The organism is Bordetella sputigena (assembly GCF_965137885.1).
GTDB lineage: Bacteria > Pseudomonadota > Gammaproteobacteria > Burkholderiales > Burkholderiaceae_B > Bordetella_C > Bordetella_C sputigena.
Genome location: NZ_CBCSCA010000007.1, coordinates 20,225 through 39,555, shown reverse-complemented (window position 1 = coordinate 39,555; position 19,331 = coordinate 20,225). Strand labels below are relative to the sequence as shown.

Below are 19,331 nucleotides of genomic sequence, written 5' to 3'. Positions count from 1 at the left end.
TGGAGTGTCCTTATGATCCGGCGGGCGGTGCGCTGGCAGGCGGATGCGTGGCGGGCTCGGCGGTATCCGCGCCGCCCGTGGCCCGCGCGGGAGCACTGGCGCTCACGGGTCCAGGATCCGGCGGCGCCGCGCCGAGGTAGGCGCGCGCCAGCATTTCGTCGGCGGCGATGTCGGCCGCCGTGCCCTGCGCGACGATGCGGCCGCCTTCCATGACGTAGGCGCGATCGGCCAGCGACAGCGCCAGCCCCGCCATCTGGTCCACCAACAGCAGCGTCATGCGTTCGCGGCGCAACGCATCCAGCGATTCGAAAAGTTCGGCGATGATCCTGGGCGCCAGGCCCAGCGATGGTTCATCCAGCAGCAGCAGGCGCGGCCGGGCCATCAGGCCGCGCGCCAGGGCCAGCATCTGCTGTTCGCCGCCGGACAGCAGGCCGGCGCGCTGGTGCAGGCGCTCGCGCAGGCGCGGGAAGCGGTCCAGCATTTCCTGCACGCGGGCTTCGCTGTCGCGCGGATGCAGGAAGGCGCCCAGGCGGATGTTGTCCAGCACGGACAGGTCCGGGAAGACCTGCCGGCCCTCGGGTACCAGCACGATCCCCAGCCTGACGATGGCCTCGGCGTCCAGCGTGTTCAGCGGGCGGCCTTCGAAGTGCAGGCCGCCCGCGCTGGCGCGATGCAGGCCGGCCAGGGTGCGCATCAGGGTCGATTTGCCGGCGCCGTTGGCGCCCAGCAGCGCGACCATCTCGCCTTCGCGGACCTGCAGGTCGATGCCGTGCAGGACCGGATCGGCGCCGTAGCCGGCGACCAGTTCGCCGATGCCCAGTACCTCGTGGCCGCCCGCGCGGGCAGCCGCCGTGGGCGCCGGCGATCCGGCGGCTTGCGCTACGGCGGCGGGCGATCCATTGGCCGCGGTTCCGGGGGCAGGCGATCCGGCCGGCGAACCGTCGGCGGGGGTGTCGGTTTCCGGATGCCGGGCGGCGGGGCTGGCCTGCTCGCCCAGATAAGCCTGCCGCACCGCCGGATCCGCCTGGATCTGCGCGGGCGTGCCCAGCGCCAGGCGGCGCCCGGCGTCCAGTACGACCACCCGGTCGGAGATCCCCATCACCAGCGCCATGTCGTGTTCGACCACCACCACGCCCGGGCCCGCGTCGGCGATGCGCCGCAGCAGCGCGCCCAGCGCTTCCTTGTCCTCCCGGCTGAGGCCGGCGGCGGGTTCGTCCAGCAATAGGACGTCAGGATCCGTGGCCAGTGCACGGGCGATCTCCACCAGGCGTCGATCCACATGCGCCAATCCGGCCGCGGGAGCGTCCGGGTCGCCGCGATAGCCGCAGAACGCCAGCAGCGCGCGCGCCTGGCGGCGCTGCGCGGCATCGGCATGCGCGCCGCCCGATAGCAATCCGCCCAGGCGGCCGCGCGCCATCGCCAGCGTCACGTTGCGCAGTACGGTCAGGCTGCCGAATAGCTGCGATGTCTGGTACGTGCGGGCGACGCCGTGGCGGGCGATGCGAAAGGCAGGCAGGCCCTGCAGTTCGCGGCCGTCCAGCATGATGCGGCCGCTGCTGGGAACGTAGAAGCCGCTCAACATATTCAGCGCGGTGGTCTTGCCGGCGCCGTTGGGGCCGATCAGCGAAGTGACCTGGGCGGGCGCGACGTCCACGTCCAGTTCGGTGACCGCCCGCACGCCGCCAAAGATCATCCCCAGGCCGCGCGCGCGCAGGGCGCGGCGCGCGCGTGTTTGCAGCATCGCCGCGCCGTCGACAGCGCTGCTCGCGTTCGCAGCCATGGCATACGGTGCATCGGCGTCATTCCAGGGCTTCTCAATAGTCCCAACGCTCCCGGCACGGGTGCGGCGGCGCGCGCTCAGCCAGCCTCCCGCCAGGCCGACGACGCCTTCCGGCGCCAGCCATAGCACCACCAGCAGCAAGGCGCCGAAGAACAGCAGCCGGTAAGACTCCAGCGACGCCAGCAGCTCCGGCAGAATGCCGACGATGACCGCCCCGGCGATCGGCCCGGCCACCGTGCCCGCGCCGCCGATGACCACCACCAGCACGAACAGAATCGACTGCATGAAGCTGAAGGTATCCGGCGTGACGAAGCCCGACAGGGGCGCGAACAACCCGCCCGCCAGACCGGCCAGCGCCGCGGATAAAGCGAAGGCCACGGTCTTGATGACCAGCGGATTCAGCCCGATGGATTCGGCGGCGGTCTCGCTATCCATGATGGCCCGCATGGCGGCGCCCCAACTGCCGCCCGCCAGCGCCGCATATGCGGCCAGCAATAGCAGCACCGCGACGATGGCCACCATCGCCACGGCCTGCTCCGGCGCGAATCCCGCCAGCGCCAATGGCGGAATGCCCATGATGCCGTTCTGTCCGCCCGTCAGCGCCGGCATCTCGACGATCGCGTGCTGCACGATAAAACTGAATGCGATGGTGATCATCGCCAGATACGGACCCTTGACGCGCAACGCCGGCAGCGCGAGCAGCACGCCCGCCATGGCGGAAAGCAGCGCGCCGGCGATCCACGCCGGCCAGAAGCTCCATCCGGCCTGCGTGGTCAGCACCGCCACGGTGTATGCGCCCAATGCATAGAAACCGACGTGGCCGAAGGACACCTGTCCCGTCAAGCCGAGCAGCACGTTCAACCCGATCCCGACGATGGCGATCAGCGCAACGTTGGCGAGTACGAACACGTAGTAGCTGTTCAGCGTGGCGGCGAGCACCAGGCATAGCACCGTGAGCAGCACGGCGCCGGGGATGGCGGCGCGCTTCATACCTTGCGCACTCCCGCTTGCCCGAGCAGCCCGTCCGGGCGCATTGCCAGCAGCACGATGACCAGGCCGAAGGTAATGATCTGTGTATAGCCGGAGCCGATATAAGTGACTATCAGCGCTTCCGCGATGCCGAACAGCAGCCCTGCCACCATGACGCCCCAGGCGCTGCCTATGCCGCCCAGTATGGCAACCGCGAAAGCCTTGATACCGAACAGCGTGCCCATCTCCGCGCTGACATTGAACAGCGGCGCGATCAGGATGCCGGCGATGCCGGCAAAGCAGGTGGACAGGGCGTACGAGGCGATGATCGTGCGCCGGATGGGTATGCCCATCAGCCGCGCGGCGTCGCGGTTCTGCGCCACCGCCAGCACCGCCTTGCCCCAGCGTGTGCGTCGCGATACGAGGTGCAGCGCCGCCGCCATGGCCAGGCCGATCGCGGGAATGACCAGATGCAGCGCATACACACCCAGCCCGACGCCGCCGAGCTCGATCTGCCGGCCCACCAGCGGCGAGGGCAGGCTGCGCGGCTCCTTGCCGAAGGTATGCATGACCAGGTTATCCAGCACGATGCCCAGCGCCACCGTCGACATCAGCCAGGCATTGGAGCCGCGGCTGGCGAACGGCCGCACGGCCAGCGTTTCCACCGCCATGCCGTAGGCCGCGCAGACCGCCAGCGCCAGCAGCACGGCCAGCCACATCGGCAGGCCGGCCGACTGCGAAAAGGCAAAGCACAGTACCGCCCCCAGCATGACCGAGCTGCCCTGCGCGAAGTTCACCGTGCCCGACACCGCGTACGTCATGGTGAAGCCCAGCGCCACCACGCCGTACATGCTGCCCAGGCTCAGGCCGGTGATTAGCGCCGATATCAGCTGCATCGCGGCTCTCGTCCCTGCGGCGTATCGATCAGGGCTTCATGCCGACCGGCACGATACGGTTGTCGATGAACTGCGCCCAGACGTAGTCGTTTTCGGTCAGGGCATCATGCTGTGCCGGGCTGAAGGGATGGGAGTAGGTCTTGATCAGGCCTTGGTACGAGTCGATGGCGTAGTAGCCCTTGCGGATGGCGTCGCCATCGGTGGAGCCGGCCTTGGCGATGGCCAGCGCGGTCAGGCGCATGCCGTCGTAGGCATTGGCCACGCCCACGGCCGGCGTGATGTCGCCGGGCTGCTTGATGTCGGGATACTTTGCCTTGAGTTCCTTGACGACCTGCTCCCCGACCGGCGAGAGCTTGCCGTAGAAGCTGTAGGTCTGCACGAAGTGGACGTTGCTGGCGTTCGGCCCGCCCAGTTCGGTGAAGCGCCCGCCCGCCACGCCCCAGTGCGAGACCACGGGCACTTTCCAGCCCATGCGGTCCATGGACTTGACGACCTGCGCGGCGGGGCCGACGTTGGCCACCAGTACGATGGTATCGGCGCCGGCCGCCTTCAGGCGCGTCAGCTGCGGAACGATATCGACGTCGGTGGCTTCGAATTTCTCGCTGCCGACCGGCGCCATGCCTTTTTCCTTGAGCGCCGCGATCAGGCCCTTCTGGTTGGACTCGCCCCAGGGGTTGTTGATCATCAACAGGCCGAATTTGGACGTCTGGAAGGTCTTCTGGGCATAGGCCACCATGCCTTTGTCGACCAGTTCATCCACCGCCGAGACGCGGAACACATAGTTGGGATCGGCGCCGTTGCGCGTGATCGCGGTGCCCGCCGCCCAGGGGTTCATGAAAGGCACCTTGGCCTGGTTGGCCAGCGGGGCGATGGCCAGCGCCACCGGGGTGTCGATGCCGCCGAAGAACACCGCGACTTTCTCGCGGTAGATCAGTTCGCGCGCGGCGGTGACGCCCTTGGCGGGATTGGATTCGTCGTCGCGGCGCACCAGCACCAGTTGACGGCCGCCCAGCAGGCCGCCCTGCGCGTTGATTTCATCGATGGCGGTTTGCAGGCCGCGGGTGATGGCCTCGCCCGACAGCGCGGACTGGCCCGACAGTGCGGCCACCAGGCCGATCTTGATCGGTTCGGCGGCGCGGGCGGCGGGCAGCCATCCCAGGCCCAGCATGACGGCGGCGGTAAGGGCGGTGAACGTACGGCGGGATGAGCGGATCATGGTTTCCCCTGGATTGGCGATGACGCGTCTTCAATCAATGCAACATCCATGCCAACATCGGGCTGTGTCGCGCGATCGACACGTTCAAATTTTTGTCGTCGATTACGCTTAATTTTTGTCGGCAAAAAATAAGCGATTGGAGATAATGTCGCGGCGTGCCGCGGCGCTGGCGCGGCCGGTCATTGCGGCAACCATGCGTCAATGCGGTGCGGAAAGCGGCGCGATCGGTGCATGGTGCACCGGCATGTCGCATCGCCGGTGATGCGGCGCGTTCACCGCGAGCTGGAGGTTCTGCCCATGACTACGGTTTCCCGCTTCGACAAACTGGCCACGCATGACCGCTTCGACTACTCGCCCATCCACCAGCGGCCGGACTACGCCTGGCCCGGCAAGGCGCGGCTGGCGGTCTACCTGGGATTCAACATCGAGCATTTCGCCTTTGGCGAAGGCCTGGGCGCCCGGCTCGGCGCCGCGCTGGCCGAGCCGGACGTGCTGAACTATTCATGGCGCGAGTACGGCAACCGCGTGGGCGCCTGGCGCTGCCTGGAGCTGTTCGACGAACTGGGCTATCCCGCCGGCATCATCGCCAATACGTCGGTGTTCGACCATTGCGGCGGCCTGATCGAAGCCTGCGTACGGCGCGGCGATGAACTGATCGGCCATGGGCACACCAACTCCGACCATCAAAGCAAGCTTCCCGAGGACCAGGAGCGCGCGCTGCTGGAACATTGCCGCGATCGCATCGCCGCATGGGGCGGCCGCGCCGACGGCTGGCTGTCGCCATGGATCGCGGAGTCGCGCGTCACGACCGATCTGCTGGCGGAGACGGGCTACCGCTACACCCTGAACTGGGCGCACGACGATCAGCCGGTGCGCATGCGCACGCGCGGCGGCCAGCCTTTCTGGTCCATCCCGTACCCGCAGGAATTGAACGACATCCCGATGATCATCGCGCGCCAGATGGACGCCAAGGATTTCGCCCGGATGATCATCGACAACTTCGACGAGATGCGGCGGCAGTCCGTCCGCCAGCCGCTGGTCATGGGCATCGCGCTGCATCCCTATCTGGTGGGCCAGCCTTATCGCCTGCTGCATCTGCGCCGCGCGCTGGAGCACATCGCGCGGGCGCGCGACGACGGCGATATCTGGATCACCACGCCCGGCGCGATATGCCGCCACGTCGATATGCTGGACGCCGACGCGGCGCCGGCGCCGCGCTGATCCCGCGCGCCGCGGCGGACTCCGGTGCCGGCGCGCATATAGTTACGGCTTTGCAGTGCGCCGCCGCCCGTCATGCCATGACCACCGCTACCAAGAAAACAATCGCCAAACCCCGGCCGAGAGGCCGCCCGAAAGTGCGTCCCGATCGCCTCGTCGCGGCCCGCGCCGTATCGGGGCAGGCGGCGGCCGGCGGCGACGGCGAAGAGCGCATTTACCAGGCAGTCCTGCAAAGCGTCCTGGGCCAGCGCCTGAAGCCCGGCACCAAGCTGCCGGAAGCGGCATTGTGCGAATTGTTCGGGGTCGGCCGATCGCTGGTGCAGCGCGTGCTGCAACGGCTGGCGCGCGACCACGTCGTCGAATTGCGGCCCAACCGCGGCGCGGTGGTCGCCGTACCGACACCCGAAGAAGTGGGCAAGCTGTTCGAGGCCAGGCGCGCGCTGGAAGCGGCCATCGTCCCGCTGGTTGCCCGCCATGCCACGCGCGCCGACTACGCCATGCTGCGCCGGCATCTGCGCCAGGAGCACCAGGCCTTGCGGCACAGCGGCCAGGCGCAGTGGGCGCTGCTGGCCAGCGCCTTCCATACCAAGCTGGCCGAGCTGTCGCGCAATCCCTTGCTGCAGCGCTATCTGCTGGAAACCGTATCGCGCTGCGCGCTCGTGGTGGCGATCTACCAGCCGCCGGGCAACGCCACCTGCGAGCATGACGAGCATGCCCATGTCGTGGACCTGATCGAACGCGGCGAAACCGCCGCCGCGGTACGCGCGATGGAGCAGCATCTGCGCGACCTGGAGGCGCATATCAACATCGTGCAGGAAACCGGGTCGGCCAGCCTGGCGGACATGCTGGGGCTGGGTTGATCGCCCTTGCGCAAGGGCGGGCGCAAGCATACGCCCGGGCGGATGGCGGCAGGCCGACGAGCCTATCGGTGGCGGATCCGAGTTATCGTTCCGGGTTGGATCCATTCATGCAGATTTCCCGGTGCCCATCGCTTCGCCGCCACCCCTGCCACCCGGCCTGATCGTCATCCACAGCAATCTGTCGGAATCGCTGCGCGACGTGCTGGTCGGATGGATGCGCGCCCACCCGCTCGGGCCGCTGGAACGTGAAGTGGTACTGGTGCAGAGCAGCGGCATCGCGCAATGGCTGAAGCTGGCGCTGGCGGCCGATCCGCGCGATGGGTCGGGCGGCGGGGCGGGGATCGCCGCGGCCTTTGAATTCCTGCTGCCGTCGCGCTTCCTGTGGCGCGCCTATCGCGCCGTACTGGGCGCGGCGGCGGTGCCGGAGGCGTCGCCTTTCGACAAGCCGCGCCTGATGTGGCGCCTGCTGCGCCTGCTGCCGGAAGTGATGGACCAGCCGGTGTACGCGCCGCTGCGCCGCTTTCTGCGCGACGACGCGGATTGCCGCAAGCGCTATCAGCTGGCCGAGCGGCTGGCCGATGTGTTCGACCAGTACCAGGTGTACCGGGCCGACTGGCTCGCCGCGTGGGCGGCCGGCCACGATACCTTGCCGCGCGACGGCGCCGCGGATCTGGGCGGAATGCGTACGGAACTGCCCGCCTCGCAGCGCTGGCAGGCGGCGCTGTGGCGCGCGGTGCTGGATGACGTCAAGGCCATGGACGCGCCCATCGGTGTCGCGCCTTCTTCGGACGGCCGCGCGGCGGTGCATGGCGCTTTCCTGCGCCGCGCCGACGCCTTGCCGGACGACGCCGCGGTGCCGGGCCTGCCGCGGCGGCTGATCGTGTTCGGCATTTCGACCTTGCCGCGCCAATCGCTGGAAGTCCTGGCGGTACTGTCGCGCTGGACGCAGGTGCTGATGTGCGTGAACAACCCCTGCGAACACTATTGGGCGGACATCATCGAAGGCAAGGATCTGCTGCGGGCCGCGCAGGCCCGTCAGCGGCGCCGCCCCGGGGGGCCGGAGCGCATAGGCGAGGACGAACTGCATCTGCACGCGCATCCGCTGCTGGCGGCATGGGGCAAGCAGGGTCGCGATTTCATCGGGTTGCTGGACGAGCACGACAGCGCCGACGCCCGCGCCCGCATGACCGCGGCGCTGGGCGGCGCGGCGCGGCGCCTGGACCTGTTCGAGTCGGCCGGCGGCGATACGCTGCTGCGGCAGTTGCAGGACGACATCCGCGATCTGCGGCCGCTGCGCGAGACGCGCGAGCGCTGGCCCGCCGTGGATCCGCGGCGCGATGCCTCGATCCGTTTCCATGTCGCGCACAGCCGTCAGCGCGAGGTTGAAATCCTGCATGACCAGCTGCTGGCGGCTTTCGACCAGGATGCGGCGCTGCGCCCGCGCGACGTCATCGTCATGGTGCCGGACATCGAGGCCTATGCCCCGCACATCCAGGCCGTGTTCGGACTGCACGATCGCGACGACCCGCGCGCCATTCCCTACACCATCGCCGACCGCGTGAAGCGTCACGCCGATCCCTTGCTGCACGCCGTGGAGCAACTGCTGCAGTTGCCGCACGCGCGTTTCTCGGTCAGCGAGTTCATGGACCTGCTGGAAGTACCGGCGGTCCGCCATCGTTTTCGGATCGCCGAAGACCAGTTGCCGTTGCTGCATGCGTGGATACGCGGCGCCAACATCCGCTGGGGCCTGCACGACGCGCAGCGGCAGACGCTGGGCCTGCCCGCCAGCGGCAGCGCCGCCGCGCAGAACACCTGGCTGTTCGGCCTGCGGCGCATGCTGCTGGGATATGCCGTGGGCGCGCGCGCCGATGACTGGCAGGGCATCGAGCCCTATGACGATATCGGCGGGCTGGACGCAGCGTTGCTGGGACCTTTGATCGAGGTCGTGGACAGCCTGGAACAGGCCTGGCTGGCGCTTTCGGAACCCGCGCCTCCCACGGTATGGGGCGAACGGCTGGCCGCGCTGCTGGAGCGTTTCTTCGAGCCCGGCGAAAGCACGGACGCCTACACGGTGCAACAGCTGAATGCGGCCTTGCGCGAATGGCTGGACATCTGCGCGGAAGGCCGCGTGACGGAAGCGTTGCCGCTATCCGTGGTGGCGGAACACTGGCTGTCGCGGCTGGATGAAGGCGGCTTGTCGCAGCGTTTCTTCGGCGGCGCCGTGACCTTCGCCACGCTGATGCCGATGCGCGCGATCCCCTTCCGCATCGTCTGCCTGCTGGGCATGAACGACGGCGAGTATCCGCGCATCCGCATGCCCATGGATTTCGATCTGATGGCCTACGACTATCGCCCCGGGGACCGTTCGCGCCGCGAGGACGATCGGTATCTGTTCCTGGAAGCGCTGTTGTCCGCGCGCGATCGCTTGCTGATCTCATGGGTCGGCCGCAGCGTGCGCGACAACACGCCGCGGCCGCCTTCCGTGCTCGTGGGGCAACTGCGCGATCATCTGGCCACGGGCTGGCGGCTGGCGCGCCAGGGCGCGAATGGTGTCGAAGGCGACGCCGCCGCGCACGGCCCGGGCGCGTTGGCCGGTCCCGCGGGCAAAGCGGGCGCGCCGATCGCGCCGGACGAGGCGCTGCTCGATGCCTTGACCACCGAGCACAGGCTGCAGCCTTTCAGTCCCGCGTATTTTTCCGCGCCGGGGTCCACGGATTTTTTCACCTACGCCCGCGAATGGCGCGACATCGGCGGCCGCCGGGCGAACGCGCGCCAGCCCTTGCCGCCCCTGGCGCGCGAAGAGCCGCTGACGCTGCGCGAGCTGGCCGACTTCGTGCGCGCGCCCGTGGACGCGTTTTTCAGGCAGCGCCTGCAGGTCAGCTTCACGCTGGAAGATGCGGCGACCGAAGACGTCGAACCCTTCGTTCCCGATGCCCTGGAGCAATGGCAGTTGCAGGATGCCTTGATCCGCGCGCAATGCCGTGCGCTGGAGACCGGCGGCGATTACGTTGCCAGCCGTGAAGCCGAAGTGGCCCGCATCGGCCGCGCGGGGATGTTGCCGGACGGCGCTTTCGGCGCGCTGACGGCGGAAGACCTGATCGCGCCACTGGACGACATGGCGGAACGTTATGCCAAGGCCCTGGCGCGCTGGCCGCATGTGGTCCGGCAGGAGTTCCCCGTGCTGCTGGCCGGCGTCGAGGGCGCGCCCGCGCTGGAAGACAGCCTGGGCGGCTTCCGCCGTGATGACGATGGGCAGCGCTGCCGTCTGCTGGTGGATAGCAGCAGCCTGATCCCCAAAGGCAAGTATCGCGCGACGCGGGTCGTGCCCCATTGGGTCGCGCATGTCGCCGCGCAGCTGGCCGGAGCAGGCGTGACCACCGTGGTGGTCAGCAAGGCCGGCGATGTGACTTTCCCGCCTTTGCCGCGGCGCGCGGCGATGCGTTTGCTGCGGGTGTGGCTGCGTGGATGGCAGGCCGGCATGTCGCGGCCCTTGCCGCTGGCGCCGGCGGCCGCCTTCGAATGGCTGACGCGGCATCCGACGCCGCCGGAAGCGCCGGTGGCGGACCTGGAGACGCAGGTCCACGCGGCCGCCGACGACGGCGATGCAGATGCCGGCAACGATGTGGATACGGCGCCCGACTGGGACGCCGAGCACGACGGCGGTATCGCGGCGCTGCTGGCGGCGCCCGCCGCCCAGTCCGCGCGCAAGGTCTACGAGGGCGCGGCGGAACAGCGCGGCGAAGTTGACGATAGTCCCTATCTGCAGGCGGTCTATCCCGATTTCCAGGCATTGGCCCATAGCGGCGAGTTCTTCGCGCTGGCGCAATCCTGGCTGCGCGCCATGCGCGCTTCGCTGTACGCCGACCGCAACAAGAACAAGCCGGCCGCCGATGGCCAGGAGACCGCGCATGGCTGAGTCCGCTCGCACCGCCGCGCCGACGCCGCTGGACGTGCTGTGCTTTCCGCTGCACGGCAGCCGCTTGATCGAGGCCAGCGCCGGCACCGGCAAGACCTTCACCATCGCCACTTTGTACGTGCGCCTGGTGCTGGGGCATGGCGGCGAGCATGGCTTCGACCGGCCCTTGATGCCGCCGCAGATTCTCGTGGTCACCTTCACCGAAGCCGCCACGCAGGAATTGCGCGATCGCATCCGCGCCCGGCTTGCCCAGGCGGCGGCATATTTCCTGGTCGATCCGGCGGTGGTGGCGCCGCGCGCCGCGGGCGAGGATCCCTTGCACGATTTGCGCGACGACTATCCGCCCGACACGTGGGCGGCCTGCGCGCGCAAGCTCCAGCTGGCCGTGGAATGGATGGACGAGGCCGCCGTGTCGACCATCCACGGCTGGTGCAACCGCATGCTGCGCGAGCATGCCTTCGACAGCAACAGCCTGTTCCAGCAGACGCTGGAACAGAACACCGCGCCGCTCATGGCGGAGGTGGTACGCGATTACTGGCGCGCGCATATCGCGCCGCTGGATGCGATTTCCGCGGCGGAGGTCCGCGCCTGGTGGCCGGGGCCCGACGATCTGCAGGCGCAGCTTCTGCCCGTGCTGCGCTTCGCGCCGGAACTGAAGGCGCCCGGCGGCATCGCCATGGCCGACGGCCTGGACAGCGCGGCCGCGGGCGATCGCCGGCGCGCGCATGATGTCGGCCACATGGGCGGTGCCGGCCATGGCAGCGCTGCCGGCAATGCCGGCGCCATCGACGACGGACCCGCCGCGGGCACGCCCTGCGATCTCCTGCATACCGCGCGCCGGCGCCGGCAGGCGCTGCTGGGCGAACTCAAGCAGCCCTGGCGGGCATGGCTGCCGGAGTTGCGCCAGTTGTTCGACGACGGCGTCGCCGCCAGGCGCGTGAACGGCCGCCAGATCCAGGCCCGCTACTACCAAACGTGGCTGGAGAACCTGCGGGCCTGGTGCGAGGACGCCGATGCGCGCGTCCCGCAATTGACCGACACCGCGTGGCTGCGCCTGGGGCCCGGCCTGAACGAAGCCTGGAAGGGCGATCCGCCCGACCATCCCGCCTTCGTCGCGCTGGCGGAATTGCGCCAGCAGACGCAGGCCCTGCCCGAGGCCCGCGACGACGTGCTGCGCCATGCCGCCGACTGGGTCAGCCGGCGCTTTGCCCGCGAGCAGGCGCAGCGCGCGCAAATGAGCTTCGACGCCTTGCTGGACCAGCTCGATGCCGCGCTGGCGGGCCCGGGCGGCGCTGCGCTGGCCGAAACGCTGCGCAAGCAGTTCCCCGTTGCGCTGATCGACGAGTTCCAGGACACCGACCCTGTCCAGTACCGCATCTTCGACGCCGTCTACCGCGTGGCGCGGAACGACACGGACAGCGGCCTGATTCTGATCGGCGATCCCAAGCAGGCGATCTACGGTTTTCGCGGCGCCGACATCTACACCTATCTGCGCGCGCGGGCCGCGGTGGACGGCCGCCTGTATGTGCTGGGCCGGAACTTCCGTTCAACCCAGCCCATGGTGGATGCGGTGAACCACTGCTTCCTGGCCGCCGAACGGCGCGAGCAGGGCGAGGGCGCCTTCCTGTTCCGCCAGGGCGAAAGCAATCCCGTGCCCTTCATCCCCGTGCAGGCCCACGACCGGCCCGATCGGCTGGTCGTGGAGCATGCCGCGACGCCTGCCCTGACGATGTGGTGGCTGGCGCAAGCCGAAGACGGCAAGGCCATGGGCGCCGGCGTGTATATGGAAACGATGGCGGAAGCCTGCGCCGGCGAGATCGCGCGGCTGCTCGATCTGAGCCAGGCGGGGCATGCGGGCTTCGCGGCGCGCCATCCGGACGAGTGGCGGGCCTTGCGTCCGGCGGATATCGCCGTGCTGGTCGACACCGGCCGGCAGGCGCGCGCCGTGCGGCGGGCCTTGTCCCGCCGTGGCGTGCGCAGCGTTTATCTGTCGGAGCGGCAATCCGTCTTCGCCAGCGCCCAGGCCGGGGAGATCGAATTCTGGCTGCGTGCCTGCGCGGAGCCCGACGACGCCCGGGCCCTGCGCGCGGCGCTGGCGACGCCGACGCTGGGCGTGGCCTGGCAGGACCTGGACCGCATCGGCCAGGATGAACTCGAATGGGAAGCGCGCGTGCAGCAGTTCCGCGGGTATGCGCGCTATTGGCGCGACAAGGGTGTGCTGCCGATGCTGCGGCGCCTGCTGGATGATTTCGGCGTGCCCGCGCGCCTGCTGGCACCGGCTGCCGGGGCGGCCGGCGGCGACGGCGAACGGGTGATGACCGACATCCTGCACATCGCCGAACTGCTGCAGCAGGCCAGCACGGGGCTGGACGGCGAGCATGCGCTGCTGCGCCATCTGGCCGAGATGCGGCATGCGGCCAGCCAGGGCGAGGAAAACGACGCCCTGACCATCCGGCTGGAAAGCGATGCCGACTTGGTGCGCGTTATCACGGTCCACAAGTCCAAAGGGCTGGAATATCCGCTGGTGTTCCTGCCCTATGCCGCCGCCTTCCGCCCGGTCAGGCCGGATGCCGTGCCGCTGTCCTGGCACGATGAAAACGGCCGCCTGCGAGTGTCGCTGACCCCCGATCCCCACGGCCATGCGCGCGCGGACAGTGAACGGCTGGGCGAGGATTTGCGCAAGCTGTACGTCGCGCTGACGCGCGCCCGCTACGCCACGTGGGTGGGCGTGGCGCCGGTCGCCAATCTGGAGGCCAGCGCCATCGGCTATCTGATCGGCCGCGGGCTGGCGCCAGCCGATCAGTCCTTGCCCGAGGTCCTGGAAGACTGGCGCGCCGGGCATGCCGATATCGCGGTCACCGAGGCGCCGCCGCCCGGCGACGTCCGCTACCGTGCCGATGCCGGCGCCGCCCAAGCCGATGCCGCTCAAGCCGCCACCGCCCAAGCCGGCGCAGTCCAAGCCGGGACGCCACCGGCGCGAGCTCGCCGCGCCGCCGCCGACGCGACGGCCACCGGCGCGCGCATGATGCGCCGCGCCGTGCGCGATCCATGGTGGATCGCCAGCTATTCCTCCCTGCGCACGGCCGGCAACGACGACAGGCCCGAAGCCGAACCGGAGACCGCGCGCGAGGACGTGTTCCTGGAAACCGCCGAAACCGACGCCGCGCCGGATGCCGGCGACGACGCGGGCACCGTCCAGCCGTGGTCCCCGGCCCGCGCGCAACCGGCGATTCTCACAGCCGCCGATACCCCGGGAGCCCTGCATGCCTTTCCGGCGGGCGCGCAGGCCGGTACCTTCTTCCACGAACTGCTCGAATGGGCGGCCGCCCAGGGCTTCGCCGCGATCGCGGACCAGCCCGAGGCCGTGCGCGTAGCCGTCGCCCGCCACAGCGAGGTGCGCAACTGGTCGGCCTGGACTGAACCGCTGACCGCCTGGCTGCTGGACGCCGTCGCGCGGCCCATGGCCCTGCCCGACATGCCGGACGGACCCGTGGCGCCGGTGGCGCTGGCCGGCGTCGGCGACTACATCGCGGAAATGGAATTCTGGCTGGGCGCCGATGACGTCGACGTCGCCCGGCTGGATCGGATCGTGCGCGCGCACACCCTGGACCAGGCGCCTCGCCCGCCCCTGGAACCGGCGCGCATCAATGGCATGCTGAAGGGCTTCATCGACCTCGTCTTCGAACACGAGGGCCGCTATTACGTGCTGGACTACAAGTCCAACCGGCTGGGCGACGGCGACGCCGCCTATACGTATGCCGCGATGCGCGACGCCATACTGAATCATCGCTACGAGCTGCAGTATGCGCTGTACCTGTTCGCCCTGCATCGCCTGCTGCGCGCGCGGCTGCCGGACTACGACTACGACCGTCACGTCGGCGGCGCGGCGTATGTGTTCCTGCGCGGCACGTGGGCGCCGCTGGGCGGCGTCTTCGCCGAGCGTCCGCCCTTCGCGCTGGTGCATGCGCTGGACGAACTCTTCGCCGCCGCGCCGGCGCGGCGGGAGGTGGCCTGATGTTCCTGTCCGCCGATCATCCCTCGCGTCCGGCCGAACCCGGAGATGCGCCGCATTCACGCGGCGATGCGCTGGCCGGCCGCCGGGAACTGCTTGCCTTGATGGACGAATGGGTGGCGTATCGCTGGATACGCCCGCTGGATGCGGTGTTCGCCCGTTTCCTGTGGGACGAAGTGCCGGACGCGCCCGCGCTGGCGATCCTGGCGGCGATGCTGGCCAGCCATCAGTTGGCTCACGGCCATGCCTGCCTGGATCTGGACGCCGCGCTGGCGGATCCGGAGATGACGCTGGCGCTGCCGCCCGAGGGCGCCGAGCAGCCGGCTTCCGGCGTGCCGCTGCGTTCGCCCGCGGCGCTGCTGGCGCAGGTTTCGCCGGGGCAATGGCGGGCGGCGCTGGACGTGCCCGCCCTGGTCGGCGCCGGGCCGGGCGGTACGCCGCTGGTGCTGGTCGAACAGCGCCTGTATCTGCGGCGTTGCTGGCAGTACGAACAGGACATCAATGCCGGTATCGCCGCACGCCTGGCGCGCAATCCCGCACTGCAGGCCGCGCTGCCGCCGGCCGGGCTGCGCGCCATGCTGGATGCCCTGTTCCCCGCCGATGCGGCCGCGGCCGGCGGCGGCCTTTCCGCCGACGCCGACTGGCAGAAGATCGCCTGCGCGGCGGCGGCGCGTAGCGCCTTCACCATCATCACCGGCGGCCCCGGCACGGGCAAGACCACCACGGTGGTCAAGCTGCTGGCCGTCCTGCAGGCGCTGGCGCTGCAAGGGATAGACACCGGCGCCGCCACGGCGGCCACCAGCCCCAATGCGGCCTCGACCGCCACAAAAGCCACAAACGACGCGACCACCACAACCGGCGCGACCGCCGACGCCACCGACAGGACCGCCTCGACCGCCGGTTTCGGCGCCGTCCGCCCGCTGCGCATCCGCCTGGCGGCGCCGACCGGCAAGGCGGCGGCGCGCTTGAGCGAATCCATCGCCGGCGCGGTATCGCGCCTGCCGCTGGCCGGCCTGCCGGCGGGCGCCGCGCTGCGCGAGGCCATCCCGACCAGCGTATCGACGCTGCACCGCCTGCTGGGCAGCCGGCCCGGGTCACGCAAATTCCGCCACGATGCCGACCATCCGCTGGTCCTGGACGTCCTGGTGGTCGACGAAGCCTCGATGATCGACCTGGAAACCATGGCCGCCCTGCTGCAGGCCCTCCCGCCGCGCGGCCGGCTGATCCTGCTGGGCGACAAGGACCAGCTGGCGTCGGTCGAAGCAGGCGCCGTACTGGCCGACCTATGCCGCGATGCGCGTGGCGGCCGCTACACGCCCGCCACGCGCGATTGGCTGGAACAGGTCAGCGGCCAGCGCATCGCCGACGAGCTCATCGATCCGCGCGGCACCGCCCTGGACCAGGCCATCGTCATGCTGCGCCACAGCCACCGCTTCGCCTCCGATAGCGGCATCGGCCGCCTGGCCGCCGCCATCAACGCCGGCAACCGCCAGCAGGTGGCGCGCTTCTGGCGCCAGCCGCATGCCGGCGTAACCCGGCTGGCGGGACGCGACTGCGACCGCGATTTCGCCGCCCTGATCCTGAATGGCCAGGCGCAGACGGAGCTGGAGCAGGCCATGGGCGCCGCCATCATCGCGGACGACGTCCACGTCGCCGGCGACAGCGCTACGGCAGGCCACCACCGGACGAAAGATCGCCGGGTGGACCATGGCCGGGTGGACCACGATCACCATGGTCCCCATGGCTACGCCCGCTACCTGCGCCTCATGCGCGCGCGCCGTCCCGCGGCGGGCGCCGGGCAGGAGGACCTGGACGCATGGGCCCGGCAGGTCCTGGCCGCGCACGGGGCCTTCCAGCTGCTGACGACGCTGCGCCATGGCGACTGGGGCGTGGAGGGCCTGAACCGCCGCGTGACGCGGCTGTTGCACGACCACGGGTTGATCGATGCCACGGACGGCTGGTACGCCGGCCGGCCGGTGCTGGTTACCCGCAATGATTACGCGCTCGGCCTGATGAACGGCGACATCGGCATCACCCTATCGCTGCCCACCGCGCCGGACGCCGCGCCCGTGCTGCGCGTCGCGTTCCCGATGACGGACGGCAGCGGACGCATCAAATGGGTGCTGCCCAGCCGCCTGCAGGCCGTGGAAACGGTATTCGCGCTGACGGTGCACAAATCGCAGGGTTCGGAGTTCGATCACGCGGCCGTAGTGCTGCCGGAGCGGCTCAGTCCCATCCTGACCCGCGAACTGCTTTACACCGGCATCACCCGGGCGCGGGCTTTCCTGACCTTGCTCAGTCCCGGTGGCGACCATGTGCTGGAACAGGGCATCGCCCGGCAGGTGCGGCGCGCCAGCGGCCTGCTGGCCTAGCCGCCGGACACGCACCGCGCTGCGCATCAGCGCCGCGGCGAGGCGCCGCCCGGCTGCGGCCTGGCGTGCATATCCAGCCCCAGCATCTTGACCAGCGCTTCCGCGGAATACGGCTTGGCCAGGAACTCGAAGCCGTGCGTGCCTTGTTCCGCCAGCACATGGCTGTAGCCGCTGGTCAGCACCACCCGCAGCTCGGGCCAGCGGCGGCGGGCGGCGGCGGCCAGCTCGATGCCGCTCATCCCCGGCATGACGACGTCGGAGAACAGCAGATCGAAGCGCCCGTTGCGCGCATTGAGCAGCGACAGCGCCGACTGCCCATCGGTGGCCCAGTGCGCCGTCAGCCCAAGTTCGTGCAGCAGTCCCAGCGCGAAGCGTCCCACGGTTTCGTTGTCTTCGACCAGCAGGACCGACATCGGCGTATCGCTGGGTTCGATGGCCACCGGTTCGCCGTCGTCTTCTCCGGGCACGACGCCCGCCTTGGCGCACGGCAGATACAGGGTAAAGGTGGTGCCCGTTCCCATGCTGGTTTCCACGCCGATCTCGCCGCCCGACTGCTTCGCGAAACCATAGGCCTGGCTCAATCCCAGGCCGGTGCCTTTGTTGACGGCCTTGGTGGTGAAGAAGGGCTCGAAAATCCGCTGCAGCGTACCGGGTTCGATGCCCGTGCCGGTGTCGGTGACCGACACCGCGATGAAGTCACCGCTGGCGCCGGCATGGCTGCGCACCGGCGGTATGTGGTCCACCTGGCGCGCGGTGATGGTCAGCTGGCCGCCGCGCGGCATGGCGTCGCGGGCATTGATGACCATGTTCAGAATGGCGGTCTCGAACTGATTCGGGTCCGCCTCGATGGGCCGTATGTTGTCCGGGAGTACCAGGCGCAGCTTGACCGGCGACCCGATCGACGTATGGATCAGATGCTCCATGCCGCGCAGCCGGGCGGGCACGTGGAAGACTTCCGGCATCAGCGGCTGCTTGCGGGCGAAGGCCAGCAGCTGGCGCGTCAGCTGGGCCGCCTTGTTGGCGGTATCGGATATCGCGTTGATATAGCGCAGCCGCTTTTCTTCCGGCAGCGCGGGCCGGCGCAGCAGTTCGGCGGACGACCGGATGATGGTCAGCAGATTGTTGAAGTCGTGCGCCACGCCGCCGGTGATGCGGCCGATGGCCTCCATCTTCTGTGCCTGGTTCAAGGCATCGCGGCTGCGATCCAGGGCCAGCTGGGCCTCGCGCCGTTCAGTCACGTCGCGGGTGATCTTGGCGAAACCGATGAACTTGCCGTTTTCGTCGCGTATGGGGTCCAGCACCACGCTGGCCCAGAAGCGCGTGCCGTCCTTGCGCATGCGCCAGCCTTCGCCCAGGAAACGGCCGTCGCGCAGGGCGGTGGCGATGGCGCGCTGCGGCTCGCCGCGCTCGCGGTCTTCCGGCGTGTAGAAGCGCGAAAAGTGCTGGCCGATGATCTCGTTCGCCGTATAGCCCTTGATGGCCTGCGCGCCGGCATTCCAGTTGGTGACCCGGCCTTCTTCGTCGAGCATGAAGATGGCGTAGTCGCGCACGCCCTGCACCAGCAGGCGGAAGCGTTGTTCGGCGGCGAACAGTTCTTCCTGCGCACGCTTCTTGTCGCTGATGTCGCGCGTGACCTTGGCGAAGCCGACCAGCTCGCCGTTGTCGTCGTAGACCGGGTCGATCACGATGCTGGTCCAGAAGCGCGTGCCGTCCTTGCGCACGCGCCAGCCCTCGGCTTCGTAGATGCCGGATTCGGCGGCGATGCGCAGGGCTCGCTGCGGCAGGCCGTCGCGGCGGTCCTCTTCCGTGTAGAAACGGGAAAAATGCTGGCCGATGATCTCGGCCGCGGTATAGCCCTTGAAGCGTTCGGCGCCGGTGTTCCAGTTGACGATGTAGCCATCCTTGTCGAGCAGATAGATGGCGTAGTCGCGGATCGCCCGCAGCATCAGTTCGACACGGCGTTCGACGGAGAGGGACTGCAGGGGCGAGCTTGGCGGATTCGGGGAACTCGGGTGATTCATGGCGCTCTCGTGGGCCTTGGTGGCACGGCGTCCCGTGCGGAGCGTGGCGGGGCCCGTGGGCTGTGCCGGCC

The 19,331-nt window shown here is 69.5% G+C and carries 9 protein-coding genes; 5 read left to right on the top strand and 4 right to left on the bottom strand.

Annotation, left to right across the window (positions count from 1 at the left end; all coding sequences use genetic code 11):
- Positions 1 to 10 precede the first annotated feature (10 nt).
- Genes ACNA0R_RS14860 through ACNA0R_RS14850 form a run of 3 tightly spaced genes read right to left on the bottom strand, consistent with a single transcriptional unit; the run spans position 11 to position 4,861 of the window.
- Entirely contained in the window at positions 11 to 2,770 is a 2,760-nt protein-coding gene (locus ACNA0R_RS14860) for a branched-chain amino acid ABC transporter ATP-binding protein/permease (protein ID WP_415826795.1), read from the bottom strand.
- Positions 2,767 to 3,645 (bottom strand): branched-chain amino acid ABC transporter permease, encoded by an 879-nt coding sequence (locus tag ACNA0R_RS14855; RefSeq protein ID WP_415826794.1) that lies wholly within the window; start codon positions 3,643 to 3,645, stop codon positions 2,767 to 2,769. Before ACNA0R_RS14855 ends, ACNA0R_RS14860 begins: the two co-directional genes overlap by 4 nt.
- A gap of 28 nt (positions 3,646 to 3,673) precedes the next feature.
- On the bottom strand, positions 3,674 to 4,861 hold the full coding sequence (locus ACNA0R_RS14850; protein ID WP_415826793.1) for an ABC transporter substrate-binding protein: 1,188 nt from the start codon (positions 4,859 to 4,861) through the stop codon (positions 3,674 to 3,676).
- A gap of 297 nt (positions 4,862 to 5,158) precedes the next feature.
- Between ACNA0R_RS14850 and ACNA0R_RS14845 the strand changes: the two genes are divergently transcribed.
- From ACNA0R_RS14845 to recD, 5 genes are all read left to right on the top strand, one after another.
- Positions 5,159 to 6,082, top strand: coding sequence for a polysaccharide deacetylase family protein (locus ACNA0R_RS14845; RefSeq protein WP_415826792.1), 924 nt, complete (start codon positions 5,159 to 5,161; stop codon positions 6,080 to 6,082).
- Between the two features lie 134 nt (positions 6,083 to 6,216).
- Positions 6,217 to 6,939, top strand: coding sequence for a GntR family transcriptional regulator (locus ACNA0R_RS14840; protein ID WP_415826791.1), 723 nt, complete (start codon positions 6,217 to 6,219; stop codon positions 6,937 to 6,939).
- Positions 6,940 to 7,060: 121 nt separating this feature from the next.
- Positions 7,061 to 10,855, top strand: coding sequence for an exodeoxyribonuclease V subunit gamma (gene recC / locus ACNA0R_RS14835; protein ID WP_415826790.1), 3,795 nt, complete (start codon positions 7,061 to 7,063; stop codon positions 10,853 to 10,855).
- Positions 10,848 to 14,870, top strand: a complete 4,023-nt coding sequence (recB, locus tag ACNA0R_RS14830) for an exodeoxyribonuclease V subunit beta (RefSeq protein ID WP_415826789.1) — start codon at positions 10,848 to 10,850, stop codon at positions 14,868 to 14,870. Before recC ends, recB begins: the two co-directional genes overlap by 8 nt.
- The gene (recD, locus tag ACNA0R_RS14825) at positions 14,870 to 17,239 is read left to right on the top strand and encodes an exodeoxyribonuclease V subunit alpha (protein WP_415826788.1); all 2,370 of its coding nucleotides are present in this window, start codon (positions 14,870 to 14,872) and stop codon (positions 17,237 to 17,239) included. Before recB ends, recD begins: the two co-directional genes overlap by 1 nt.
- A 26-nt stretch (positions 17,240 to 17,265) precedes the next feature.
- Here recD and ACNA0R_RS14820 read toward each other — a convergent pair whose 3' ends face one another.
- Entirely contained in the window at positions 17,266 to 19,260 is a 1,995-nt protein-coding gene (locus tag ACNA0R_RS14820) for a hybrid sensor histidine kinase/response regulator (RefSeq protein ID WP_415826787.1), read from the bottom strand.
- Between the last annotated feature and the right edge of the window lie 71 nt (positions 19,261 to 19,331).

Excerpts from the sequence above, each read along its gene's own strand:
- recD (WP_415826788.1), top strand. The coding sequence starts at position 14,870 with ATGTTCCTGTCCGCCGATCATCCCTCGCGTCCGGCCGAACCCGGAGAT.
- ACNA0R_RS14860 (WP_415826795.1), bottom strand. The coding sequence starts at position 2,770 with ATGAAGCGCGCCGCCATCCCCGGCGCCGTGCTGCTCACGGTGCTATGC.
- ACNA0R_RS14850 (WP_415826793.1), bottom strand. The coding sequence starts at position 4,861 with ATGATCCGCTCATCCCGCCGTACGTTCACCGCCCTTACCGCCGCCGTC.
- ACNA0R_RS14845 (WP_415826792.1), top strand. The coding sequence starts at position 5,159 with ATGACTACGGTTTCCCGCTTCGACAAACTGGCCACGCATGACCGCTTC.
- ACNA0R_RS14855 (WP_415826794.1), bottom strand. The coding sequence starts at position 3,645 with ATGCAGCTGATATCGGCGCTAATCACCGGCCTGAGCCTGGGCAGCATG.
- recB (WP_415826789.1), top strand. The coding sequence starts at position 10,848 with ATGGCTGAGTCCGCTCGCACCGCCGCGCCGACGCCGCTGGACGTGCTG.
- ACNA0R_RS14820 (WP_415826787.1), bottom strand. The coding sequence starts at position 19,260 with ATGAATCACCCGAGTTCCCCGAATCCGCCAAGCTCGCCCCTGCAGTCC.